This is a genomic window from Flavobacterium sp. SM2513 (assembly GCF_050908145.1).
In the GTDB taxonomy this organism is placed as follows: domain Bacteria; phylum Bacteroidota; class Bacteroidia; order Flavobacteriales; family Flavobacteriaceae; genus Flavobacterium.
This window is the reverse complement of sequence record NZ_CP194228.1, coordinates 2,429,682-2,442,231: the sequence shown is the minus strand read 5'-3', so window position 1 is coordinate 2,442,231 and position 12,550 is coordinate 2,429,682. Positions and strand designations below refer to the sequence as shown.

The following is a 12,550-nucleotide window of genomic DNA, read 5'->3' as shown; positions in this document are numbered from 1 at the left end:
TTGACTAGTTTGGTTTAGTTAGAGGTCAATGGTTATCTGCGTAATGCTGTAACTTCTATGAATGTCTTTCTTTCTATTATCCAAATCAAATGTTAAAATAATTCATTAACAGGCAAGCACGCCGAAAAAGAGGCACTAAAAAAGCAAATAAGCACACAAACACATGGGCAAAGATGCAAAAAGGCAAACGGAAAAATTTTCTAAATAGCAACAGTATAGCAAAGGCATACCAAAGGCATAGATGAAGTAGGGATATAGTATGAGATACCTTTTTCTAGGGAAAGGTCAAAACACAGAAAATCCATCTAAATTAATCCATTTAGGCAGAAAAGTAAGAATTATAAAAGGAGTAGAAAATCGTGTTGTAAGAATAAAAACACAAGCAAAGATAACAAATGTAAAGCAAACCGCAAAAAAAGCAGACATGCAGCAACCTGCGAAGCTCCCTCTCCCGATTACTATCGGGATTGGAGAGGGTTGGGGTGAGGAAAAAGGTTTAGTTTGGTTTAGTTAGCTGGAAGCTGCCTGCGTTTGTGCAAACAGGTAAAGGCAGTTTTTTTTAAAGCCCCCTAGCCCCCAGAGGGGGAATTGAAAGCCTCCCCCAGCCCCTCCAAAGGAGGGGAGAATAGAAGGTGGAAGTTTGGACTTGAAATATTTTATACCGATGAAGTTCACTTCATCTATAAATAATAGATTTCTACGGAATGACAGGAGGTAGATGGTAAATAGTAACAAACAGAGATCCTGAACTAAATTCAGAATGACAAAGTGGATGGATGACAAATAGTAACAAACAGAGATTCTTCGTTCCTCAGAATGACAAATGAAATTAAGATTATGGTATAAAATAATAAATAAAAGAGATCCTGAATCCCGATAGCTATCGGGACAGGATGACAAATGCAATTAAGATTATCCTATAAAATAAGGAATAAAAGTAATCTTTTAAACCCATAAACTATTAACCACTCCTATTCCCCCTTTGGGGGCTAGGGGGCCAAACAACCGCCTATGACATAAACCCAACCAAAAAACCCTTTGAGCCTTTCTTACAAATTGCTCATCAAACAGCTACCACTCCTAGCTCCCTCTCCTTTGGAGAGGGTTGGGGTGAGGAAAAAAAAAGGCCCTCTAACCCGTCTCGACAACAGTTACAGAGGACCAAGACCAACAAAACCGAAGTTTCATTTAAACCTTTTCAAAAGTATGAAAAATTATCTACTTTTCAGGGCATGGGCAAGCTACGTCCTGCCTTCCCTACTCTATTTTTTGGTACTGTGCTATGCACCAAATAGTTCTGCCCAAAACGCTCCCATTACAGGAACCGTAGCCGACGCACTAGGCATATTGCCAGGCGTCACCATTCAAATCAAAAACAAGTCCACAACCACCACCACCGATGCAAACGGGGCATTTCAAATCACAGCTGCACTCGAAGATACACTGGTATTTTCGTACATCGGCTACTTAAAAGTGGAAGTAGTTGTAGGCACACAAACTCACCTCAACATCCTGCTCAAAGAAGACGCAACAGCACTAGAAGAAGTCCTCGTAAATGCAGGCTACTATAAAGTAAAAGACAAAGAACGCACAGGCAGCATTGCCAAAATCACCGCCAAAGACATTGAAAACCAACCCGTAACCAATGTCCTCGCCACGATGCAAGGACGGATGGCGGGCGTCAATATCACCCAAACTACAGGGGTGCCGGGTGGTGGGTTTGACATTCAAATTCGAGGGTTAAACAGCGTACGAACCAACGGCAATGACCCGCTGTACCTGATCAACGGCGTACCTTATTCAAGTGCAGCCATAGGCAGTGGTTTGGCTTCCGCAGGATTGTTGCCCCGACCTGCTAATCCTTTAAACAGCATCCCTCCTGACCAAATTGAGAGCATTGAAATACTGAAAGATGCAGATGCTACCGCCATCTATGGCTCCCGAGGAGCAAATGGCGTAGTACTGATTACCACCAAAACAGGCAAAAGCGGCCAAACAACATTTGACGTAAGTCTTTCCACTGGTTTCGGTACCGTTCCTCGTTTTATAAAGTTATTGAATACCGCGCAATACCTCGAAATGCGAGAGGAAGCTTTTGCAAACGATGGCTTTACAACTTTGCCTGCCAGTGCCTACGACGTGAATGGAACCTGGGACCGCGACCGCTATACCGATTGGGAAGAAGTTTTCTTAGGAGGCACTAGCGAAAGGACTAGTGTAACGGCGTCCGTTTCAGGAGGATCGGAACAAACACAGTACCGTGCTGGAGCAAGTTTCAATAAAGAAACGTCTGTATTTCCAGGCGACTTTTCGTATAAAAAAGCCGCTTTCACGTTAAGTGCCCACAATGTTTCAGAAAATAAAAAGTGGGAATCTACTTTTACAACCGGCTACACCGTGCAAGACAATGTGCAACCCCGAGGCGACTTGAGTACGGTGGCACGAACTTTAGCCCCCAACGCACCTGCACTATACAATCCTGACGGTAGCTTGAATTGGGAAAACAGTACTTGGAGCAATCCCTTGCGGAACTTAGAGGGCGGCTATACAGCAACCATCTATGACTTACTTGCCAATGCTTTTTTATCCTACCAGCTGACACCGCAACTGGCATTGAAAAGCAGCATCGGATACACAAAGACCGACAATCTAGAGGTGGCAGCCGTTCCCTCTACGCAATATGATCCTGCTTCTGGAGTAGGTCCAGACAAATCTTTTTTGAAAAAAGACAGCAGTTTACGAAGCTCTTGGATTGTAGAGCCCCAAATCCAATACCGCAACCAATGGGGGCAGTTGCGGATGGATGCTTTAGTAGGATCCACTTTTCAGTCGCGATCAGGTCAGCAGTTTGGAATGACCGGTTTTGGTTTTTCCAGCAACAGCCTCTTATACAACATGTCATCTGCCAGCACCAAAACAATCAATATTGATACAGAGGACACCTACCGGTACGCCGCTATTTTTGGAAGGATTAACTTAAATTGGAATGAAAAATACATTCTTAACGTTACAGGAAGAAGAGACGGTTCCAGTCGATTTGGCCCCGGAAAGCAGTTTGCCAATTTTGGGGCGCTGGGTGCAGCATGGATTTTCTCTAATGAACCCCTTTTCAAAAACCAATCGCTGTTGAGTTTTGGTAAACTCAGAGGAAGCTATGGAAGTACAGGTAGTGATCAAATAGGCGATTACCAATTTTTAGACAGCTATGTTTCTACCGGTAACGATTACGGTGGGGTCATCGGTCTGGAGCCTGCAAGGTTGTATAATCCCAACTTTGGATGGGAAAGCAGTCAAAAGAGCGAAGTGGCCTTGGAACTCGGATTCTGGAACGATCGCATCTTCCTTACTGCCGGCTATTACAACAACCGCTCTTCCAGTCAGTTGGCTGGAATGCCCTTGCCGGGTACAACGGGGTTCGCATCGTTGCAAACAAACCTAGCGGCTACGGTTCAAAATACAGGTACAGAACTGACATTGCGCACGGTGAACTTTGACCACAAAGACTTCAGCTGGAGCAGTAGTTTGAATGTAACGTTTGCTCAAAACAAGTTGCTTTCGTTCCCTGATTTAGCCTCATCCACGTACCAAAACATGTATGTTATTGGCGAATCTTTGAACATTAAAAAAGTGTACGAGTTTACAGGCGTAGATCCGACCACGGGACTATACACTTTTAAAGATTACAATGGAGACGGTTTAATTACCGCAGAGGAAGACCGCAAAAAGGTCAAAGATTTCAACCCCTCCTATTACGGAGGATTACACAATAGTGTGCGTTACAAGCAATTTCAGTTGGACTTTTTATTCCAATTTGTGAAACAGCAAAACTATACCGCTACTGCGTATTTTGCCCCTGCAGGCATACAGTTTCAACAACCCGTAAGTGCGCTGAACCATTGGCAACAAGAAGGAGATAGTGCTCCGCATCAACTGTACACCACGGGAGCCAATAGTGCTGCAATGAATGCGGTAAGTAAATACATGGACAGCAACGCTGTAATTGGAGATGCCTCTTATGTTCGTCTTAAAAACCTATCCATTTCTTATCGCTTGCCCAATATGCTGACGAAGCGTTTTCAGTGTAAGCTGTTTTTAGAAGGGCAAAACCTGCTGACGTTTACCAACTATGAAGGTGCGGATCCTGAGTTCAAATCAGCTGGCTTTCTACCCCCACTACGAGTAATAAGTGGCGGTTTTCAACTAACCTTATAAATTAAAACAGTATGAAAAATTCAACCTATACTACTATTCATTCGTGGATAGTTTCAAAGAGTAAAACCCCTTTTTATAAACACCCTTTAATGTTCTTGGTAGCAAGTATACTGCTGAATTCTTGCGATGAATTTGTAGCAGTGGATTTACCAGGCGATCAACTTTTTACAGAAAGTGTGTTTGAAGAACCGGCTACTGCTACGGCGGCTGTAGTAGAAATATATGCTAAAATGAGAAAAAATGGGGTACTGGACGGCAGTTCCGGAGGTGTTCCGTACCTACTTGCCAATTATTCCGACGATATGGATTTTTATGGGGGAGATCATTTGGGCGCTTTCCCTTTTTATAAAAACAGTTTAACAGGAGTCAATCCAGAAGTAGCTCGAATTTGGGACAATTCCTATAACCAAATCTATTGTGCCAATGCTGTACTCGATGGATTGGCTCGTTCCACTACCTTGTCCGATGAGGTGAAAAATCAATTGACGGGAGAGGCACTATTTGCGAGGGCATTACTTCATTTTTCGTTGACCAATGTTTTTGGTCCTGTGCCTTATATTAAAACAATAGCATATACCGAAAACCAGAAAGCCTACCGAAATACAACCCAAGAGGTGTACAATGATGCAAAAGCAGATGTAGAACAAGCCATTACTTTACTCGCTGAAAACTATCTTTCATCAGACCGTACACGTCCCAATACCTATGTAGCAAAAGCCTTGCTCGCCCGTATATGCCTCTATCAAGGCACTTGGGAGGAAGCGTCTAACGCTGCCTCTGCGGTACTGAATCAGACCGACTTATATGGCATTGAAAGTGATTTATCTAAAGTCTTCTTAAACACGAGTAAGACTACGATATGGCAACTGAGTCCATCGGGGAGTAATAAAAATACCGCTGAAGGTGCTTTATATGTCATCAAAACAGGACCGCCTACGATGTCTGCCGTAAGTCCCAGTCTATTAAATGCCTTTGAGCCCGGTGATTTACGAAGATTAGAATGGATAAAATCAGTAACAGCGGGAAGTACTACTTGGTATTATCCCAACAAGTACAAAGAAAATAAAAATTCAACCCCTTCCAAGGAATCCTCTATTGTTTTTAGAACCGCTGAAATGTATCTGATACGGGCGGAAGCGCGTGCCCAAAGTGGCTTTTTGATTAGTGCTAAAGAAGATTTAGACCACATTCGTCAACTGGCTGGACTCCCTCCTACAACTGCCCTTACCCAAACCGACTTACTGCAAGCGATTTTAAAAGAACGCCAAGTGGAGCTATTTACTGAATTTGGACATCGTTTTTTTGACCTCAAGCGCGCTGGAAAACTGGACTCCGTTCTATCCGCTACTAAGCCGGGTTGGAATGCTGATGATGTATGGTTTCCAATTCCCGAATTGGAACTGAACCTAAACCCGAATCTGCGACCTCAAAATCAAGGATACTAAGATGAAAAAGAACCACCTCCATCTTTTGCTATTCGTACGCTTACTTTTTTGGATCTGCCCTATTTTAGGGCAGGCTCAAAAAACAGTATTGCCTCCACAGGATTATGCTTTATGGGGCAAACTCGTAAACCGAGAAATCGCTTCACACGGCAATTATGTCTCCTTTGAACTCCTTTATGGAGCAAATAAGGATACGCTGTTCGTGCGAAACACTAAGGGAAAACCGGTTCTTGCAGTAGCCAATGGATACAACGGAACATTTTTGAACAACTCTTTTTTTGGATGCTACACGGACAGCAGTGGGTACCAAATCAGTAATTTGAAAACGGGGATAAAACAAAAATTTTCATCCATTTATTACAGCCGCAGTTTAAATAAAGGTGCGCATCTAGTACTACAAACCATTCCTGAAAATGAACGCAGTACCCTAATTTTTCTGCGTTACGACGGAACTGTAGTACAAAGCATAACCGACGTAGTCGACTTAAAAGTAAGTCCCGATCAACGTTCCGTGCTCTTTTGTCAGAAGCGTGATACGCTGTACCAACTCATTAAGGCAAACTTATCTGCAGAAAAAATTACTCTCAAAGAAATACATACGGGACTACATCCTTTTTACAATTTTGTATGGCAAAAAAATAACGCAAGCATAGCCTATGTGGAAGAAGCAACAGAGACTAAAGAAGTAACGCTGCACAGTTACAACCTCACAACCAAAACAGCCCGACAGATTGACCTGAGCCAGGACACGGTATTCAATAACTATTCGTTTAAGCATTTAAGAAACACGCAACTAAAAATCTCAGAGGATGGCAAACGCCTGTTTTTTCCTATCAAGATAAAGCCTTTACCGCAACAAGTAGCGGAGGCAAAAGTGGTCGAAGTTTGGAACACCGCAGACAAACAAGTGCGTTTGTACCGACAAAAATACGAGCGAAACCCTTCCCATTTGGGTCTTTGGAAAATGGACTCCGGTAAAAGTGCTGTGATTGAAGGAAACCAAGATAAAGTGTATCAACTGAACGCAAATCAACAATTTGCAGTAACAGGAAACAGCAACAAGTATCTGCCGACCACACAAGCTAAGGCGGCAACCGATTATAAAATAGTTGATTTACAAAAGGGAACTGCGACGCTCTTTCTTGAAAACCAAATAGGAGCGAATCAAGAACTCTATTTTTCTCCCAATGGAGCCGTCGTAGTTTATGTGAGGAAGGGGTTGTGGTGGTCGTACACATTTGCTACACAGCAAAGCACGCTCTTAGCGGGGTTATCGAAGCAATTTCTAACTACGGATGGGGTCAACTTAGATCTATTTCCACATGGGGTGGCAGGCTGGGACAAAGAGGACGGTTCGTTTTTCTTGTACGATGCCTATGATTTGTGGGAATATAACCTTTCCACGGCTACTTTAGTACGTTTAACGAAAGGTAAAGAGAAAGGAATTACCTACCGATTGACCGCACAAGACAAAAATCGAACTTTAGATCAAATAGCCTATGCCAAAAATACACCTCTTATTGACCGTACTAAAGGCAACTTGTTATCCATGTCTTTTGACAATGATCGTAAAACGGGTTTCGCTCTTCTATCCAAAAAAGGGGTTACGACTCTTGTTTTTGAAGAAAAGAAGTATTCGCAACCTGTTTACTATGCCGAATCCAATCAGTTGACCTATTTAAGAGAAGACTTTGATTTGCCTCCACAATTGATGGTATGGGATACTAAAAAAGGAAAGCAACAATTAATAGTACAGAGTAATGCGCAGCATTTTTTATATCAATGGGGAACGAGTGAACGGATTCACTATCAAAATAAAAAAGGAGAGGCAATCCAAGGAGCACTCTTCTATCCTTTTAATTTTCAAAAAGAAAAAAAATACCCAATGGTCGTACAAATTTATGAAAACTTTTCAGATCAAATCCACAGCTATGTGTACCCTTCTTTTTACAATACGAATGGGTTTAACACAGCTAACTTAACGGGAGGAGGTTATTTTGTATTACGTCCTGACATTGTCTATGAAATAGGTAACCCTGGTCGCTCCGCACTGGATTGCGTAGAGTCCGCTGTAGCCGCTGTACTGAAAAAAAGTGTTGTCAATCCCAACAAAATAGGACTAATAGGGCATTCGTTTGGAGGCTATCAAACATATTTTATCACGGCGCTATCTAAAACATTTGCTACAGGTATTGCCGGGGCTGGAATATCTGACATTAAGGAAATGTACTTGAGTTTGGGCATTGATACCGCGCAACCTGAAGTATGGCGTTTTGAACACCAGCAATTGCGAATGGGCAAATCTGTATTTGAAAATCCGGAAGACTATGTAAAAAACAACCCCCTGACGTATGCGGTCGAGGCTGCTGTTCCGCTGTTGGCTTGGACAGGTACGCAGGACAATACGGTTTCATCGGAACAAACAATGAGGTGGCATATGGCGATGCGTCGCTTGCAAAAACCGCATCTGATGCTGCGCTATCCGAAACAAGGGCATGTACTGTTTGATCCCGTGCAACAGCAAGATTTGACTATCAAAGTCCAGCAATGGTTGGACTATTACCTGCAAGATAAAAAACAACAACCTTGGATGGAAGCTAAATAACTATTGTACAAACAAAGCGGTGTACATCGAGTAGACGTACACCGCTTATTTAAAACAAGCCCTTAGGCACTTTATAATTTTTTATAAAGCACTACTGGACATTCGGCATCATCGCTATCTTCTTTACCCCATAAGGTTTGAAAAGAAGAAGTCGTACATACATCTCCGACAATGGTGGTACACATAATGTCTTCCACACAAGGATGGGCAGCATCAACATATCTGTACCCCTCTTTGTCATTGGGAGCATTAGTTTTTGCCCCCATTGACATGGTTCCGAAAGCTCCTAAAGAGCCCATAATGATAACTGCCATTGGAGCCATCACATTGCTTAAAAAAGTTTTTTTCATAATAAAAATATTAAAAAATGATGATCTACTCTGTTACAGGTTTTCGATCTTATCCTGATACTGCGCGGTATATTTTCAAAGGCTTTAATCCCTTTTTTTATGGTAATTTGTTTTTGCTAATAAATGGTTATAAAGGCGGTAGTAAACGAGTTGGTTATGAATTATCACATAGACCTTATCCCCTAGCACTATAAAACTTTGCATTTGATCCTTTCCTATTTTATAAATTGGAAAGCTAGCTTGGTAGGAATTGTTTTTCAAGTCATAAACGTCTATAATGGAAGCTTGTTTCCAGAGTGTTTTACTTTCAAATTTTCCTGGAATAGCAGAATTGACAAATAAAAGTCCATCATCTACGGCACTCATTTTATTTACTACTAAGGGTGGCACAGAGAAGGTTTTAATTTGCTTACTTTTTACTTCTTGTAGTCCTATTTGCACTTTGCTTATCGTATCAATTGTAGTTCCTCTATAGTGTAAGGAAAGGTCCTCTTTGGCTACAACAAACTCATTACGGTACCGATAAACATAAACCAAGCTTTTTGTTTGAGTATCGAAATGCAAAGAACCATCCACATCAAAAATGCCATCCAACTGTTTTACCAATAGAGCCTCTGCTACATGTTCCTGATGAGAAGTAAGATTTATACTTCCTAAAAGGCTATGACCCGTAGTTTTTGCTATAAAACGCACTCCAACTTGGTGCTGATGAATGGGCTCGAGTTGCGAAAAATAAGACCCATCGTTCAACAGCAGCTCAGCTTTCCAATCTTCGGTACTGCCTCTAAAAACATAAGGTACATTACCTTCAAATAAGAAAAAGTAGTCTTCCTTTGTGCAAATTTGAGGCGTACGGAAAGGCAGTGTTTTATCATTGGGCACTATCTTATGTGTTTTTATACTTTTTAAAGTGGTGTCGATTTCAGTGACTAATAGCGGTGCAGTACGGTTTCCCAAATATATTTTGTCCTTATAAGCTCCTGCAAAATAATACGAGTTGACTTTCAAATCAAATTGTTTTTGGAGTTGGGCAGCATGAGGAGGCATCCGACGTGTTAGCGTGTTACTATATTGAACCAGGTTTTCCGACCATTGGAACAGCAAAACGACTGAAACTACACCGGCACAAGTACTTGCCAAAATCCAGGACGACCGCCACAAAAAAACATTCTTGTGCCCCTTTTGAAGAGATGCAGTGCTAACAATTGGGGTAAGAAATAGCGCAAGAACTAACAAAAGTAAATACACACCATTAAAAAAAAGATGCTCATTCCATGTCATTTTTTCAATAGCACCACCACAAGAACAAGGAACGTAAGCACTATAATTAAGTATGACATAGATGTAGGTGGTGAAAAGAACCATCAAAATAAAAGATCCTTTTAATGCGCTTTCCCTGTACCTTGGAAGGGTAAGGCCTAGGGCAAGCAAAAGTTCAATTATGGGCACTCCGACAGAAATGTAAGCAGCAAACGCACTTAATAAAGGGGATTGCCCTAATTGCACCTGAAAATTTTCAAACTCAAATAATTTGCTCACTGCTGTATACACAAATAGCAAAGCGGTTGCGTAACTTATTAGCTTAATAATCAGAGAACTTATGGGTAGCATTGCTTTCATCTTTTTTATTTTATAAGGTAAAATTGTAAAAAATAGAAGTAAAACAGTATGCAATTCCTACATTTCGTTATGCATTTCTGCAAGACTGTTGATTTTACTGGTTATTGAGCCGCCTATTGCACTCCGTCCTACTTGAGAGATACACGCATATTCATCTTCAAAATAGGCACTACATCAAAATCGGTACAAACCAACTGTTTTAACTACTGTAAAGCTCTGATTATTAAATAAAAAATACATTTTCATTTGGTAGTATTTGCTATTCCAATTGGGAGTGCCTTATTTTAGAGGCATTTCACGTGCAATTTGAGTGGGACTGCACTGGTATTTCTTCCGAAAGGCTTTATAAAAAGAAAGGTAAGTAGGAAATCCGCTTTCTAAAGCAATGCTGTTTAGCGACAACGAATTGGAAGTAATCAATACATAGGCCCGTTGGAGGCGCACATCCGTATACAATTGATAGATACTGGTTTTAAAATACGCCCGAAATTCTTGTTTGAGTTGAAACGTATTCATTCCAAAATGTTGGGCAATAGCAGGTGTCGAAGGCAGTGGCTCTTCTAGGTGTCCCACAATAAAATCATAAACGGCTTGCATGCGGGGTGCACCCGTCAACTTCTTGGAGAGCAGTGGATGAACCGGTCGATAGGACACGGCTACAGCCCTGCTACTGATGTGCACTTCCTGTGTAGGAGCAACACGGATAACCGAGCAGTAGTACAAAACGGTTTCGTTAGCAGCTGTTACAAACACCAACGCTATGGGAAGCACCGCATACGGTGTGGCTGATTCGCTTTGCAGCACTTTGGTAAACAGTTCCAGCGATTCAGGTGTAAGCAGTTGTGCAAGGTTACATTGACACAAGTCCCTATCTTCATACCCGATGCTTAAAGCGAAATGAGGATGAAAAGTCCGAACCCCACTTCCTCCAGATTCAAGCACCAGTAAAGGTTGCGCTTCGTTAAGATACACCAAAGGCAATTCCGATTCTGGTAAAGCATACACTACTTGTTGGATCCGTCCGATCATGATATTTAACTCTGAAAACAGACTGGACATTACGGTACCGTTTGGCAAAGTGGGCAGCTGCCACGCAAAGTTCCCCCTTGCCATTTCACGCAGCATTTCATAGAGTAAGTGTACCTGATGTCGGATCGGGAGTTTCATTGCGGTATATTGGGAGTGGATGATCAAGAGAAGTGTGATAAACTTACAAACATCCCCACATATAAAGCAAGTGTTTACACAGTCAATTCGCGAATTGATAGTATTAGATTCCGGAATCTACTACTATCAATTTTAACATTTCTAACCGTTCAGAATCCCAGACCTGTCTTCTTAAGTATTGTATTTACAAGGTTTACACTACAACATAAACTTAAAAACACTACAACACCTCGCCTTTTCTACCTCTTATTTAAAAGTTAAAAAACACATTGCTGAATTTTAAAATTTATAACTATTACTGCATTTTACCGCCTCTTTTTTTACCATTAAGTACTATGCCATTCGGGAGGATACTATGCATTTTGGTAGGAAAAACATTTAATACGGTATACAATTTACATTTTACAATACTTCCATCTTACCCTCTTTTCAAAAAGCCATTAGTACTCAAGAGGTCATTGCGAGGAACGAACTACTCTTATTAACGAGCTCTTCTAACAGGTAGGCTGACAACTTTACACTTTATACATTACCCATAACACAAGCTCCAGCGTAACACGTACCGATTACATGGGATTGCTTCGTGCCTCGCAAGGACGAAGTAGCGAAGGATTTTTGACATACATCACAATGAAACTAATTAGTTCCAGCGTAACACGTATCGATTATATGGGATTGCTTCGTTCCTCGCAAAGACGAAATAACCGGGAAGATTTAGGGAAAAGGGACACTATTTAATTGTTTCTATATATAGCGATATCAAAACATTTACTACTAACGTTAATACTAGTGTCAATACAAGCCTTCTATGCTTTTTATCCTACAAAAAAAGAGCACCAGAGTATGGGACAAACGAGGACGAGGAGGATTTAATTAACCGCGTTGCAAACGCTACTTTTTGTTTTCATAACATAAGTAGGTACTCGTTGCAAACGAGCACCAGAGAACTAGATATAAGAGGACAAGGGGGGCTAATTAGCTCCAGCGTAACACGTATCGATTATATGGGATTGCTTCGTTCCTCGCAAGGACGAAATAACCGGGAAGATTTAGGGAAAAGGGACACTATTTAATTGTTTCTATATATAGCGATATCAAAACATTTACTACTAACGTTAATACCAGTGTCAATACAAGCCTTCTATGCTTTT

7 protein-coding genes are annotated in these 12,550 nt (G+C 41.3%); 4 read left to right on the top strand and 3 right to left on the bottom strand.

Translation table 11 applies throughout. The annotated features are described in order from the left end of the window. The first annotated feature begins 259 nt into the window (after nucleotides 1–259). The 4 genes from ACQ5J2_RS10230 (at nucleotide 260) to ACQ5J2_RS10215 (ending at nucleotide 8,262) form a co-directional block, all read left to right on the top strand. Entirely contained in the window at nucleotides 260–514 is a 255-nt protein-coding gene (locus ACQ5J2_RS10230; RefSeq protein ID WP_432670305.1) for a hypothetical protein, read from the top strand. Nucleotides 515–1,206: 692 nt separating this feature from the next. After that, on the top strand, nucleotides 1,207–4,212 hold the full coding sequence (locus ACQ5J2_RS10225) for a SusC/RagA family TonB-linked outer membrane protein (RefSeq protein WP_432670304.1): 3,006 nt from the start codon (nucleotides 1,207–1,209) through the stop codon (nucleotides 4,210–4,212). 11 nt (nucleotides 4,213–4,223) lie between these two features. Then, nucleotides 4,224–5,657: a RagB/SusD family nutrient uptake outer membrane protein gene (locus tag ACQ5J2_RS10220; protein WP_432670303.1), complete on the top strand. Its 1,434-nt coding sequence runs from the start codon at nucleotides 4,224–4,226 to the stop codon at nucleotides 5,655–5,657. 1 nt (nucleotide 5,658) lies between these two features. Next, a complete protein-coding gene (locus ACQ5J2_RS10215; RefSeq protein ID WP_432670302.1) occupies nucleotides 5,659–8,262 on the top strand; it encodes a prolyl oligopeptidase family serine peptidase in 2,604 nt (867 codons plus the stop codon). Between the two features lie 71 nt (nucleotides 8,263–8,333). Here the strand turns inward: ACQ5J2_RS10215 and ACQ5J2_RS10210 are convergent, their stop codons facing one another. From ACQ5J2_RS10210 to ACQ5J2_RS10200, 3 genes are all read right to left on the bottom strand, one after another. Beyond that, nucleotides 8,334–8,576, bottom strand: a complete 243-nt coding sequence (locus tag ACQ5J2_RS10210) for a hypothetical protein (RefSeq protein ID WP_432670301.1) — start codon at nucleotides 8,574–8,576, stop codon at nucleotides 8,334–8,336. 120 nt (nucleotides 8,577–8,696) lie between these two features. Continuing rightward, on the bottom strand, nucleotides 8,697–10,232 hold the full coding sequence (locus tag ACQ5J2_RS10205) for a MauE/DoxX family redox-associated membrane protein (protein WP_432670300.1): 1,536 nt from the start codon (nucleotides 10,230–10,232) through the stop codon (nucleotides 8,697–8,699). Nucleotides 10,233–10,511: 279 nt separating this feature from the next. Then, nucleotides 10,512–11,261, bottom strand: a complete 750-nt coding sequence (locus ACQ5J2_RS10200; RefSeq protein ID WP_432670299.1) for a helix-turn-helix transcriptional regulator — start codon at nucleotides 11,259–11,261, stop codon at nucleotides 10,512–10,514. Nucleotides 11,262–12,550 lie beyond the last annotated feature (1,289 nt).